This is a genomic window from Winogradskyella algicola (genome assembly GCF_005869935.1).
Taxonomy (GTDB): domain Bacteria; phylum Bacteroidota; class Bacteroidia; order Flavobacteriales; family Flavobacteriaceae; genus Winogradskyella; species Winogradskyella algicola.
Window position 1 is genome coordinate 1 of the sequence record NZ_SZQF01000037.1, and the last position, 255, is coordinate 255.

At 37.3% G+C, this 255-nt stretch carries 1 protein-coding gene; it reads right to left on the reverse strand.

Features of this window, described 5'->3' with window-relative positions:
* On the reverse strand, positions 1–226 hold a 226-nt coding region (locus FC091_RS15120; RefSeq protein ID WP_138435215.1), incomplete at its 3' end, for a hypothetical protein.
* Positions 227–255 lie beyond the last annotated feature (29 nt).

The following is a 255-nucleotide window of genomic DNA, read 5'->3' on the forward strand; positions in this document are numbered from 1 at the left end:
TATAGTCAACGGAACCTGTCTGAGGAATCTCAGTGTAAGTACCTGTATAGTTATCAAATAAGTATGGTGTTACACCTTCTATGGATATACCTTCGGCTACAATCGTATAATTTGTACTTCTATAAGTGTTAATCTCCAATTGTATTTCCTCTGTTTCCTGAGGCATTGCCCTGTTTTCAATACTTAGCAGTTCACCGTTATTACTGGTCGCAAAATTCTCGTCCAAGTTTGTGATACTTAATGCATCATTGGCAT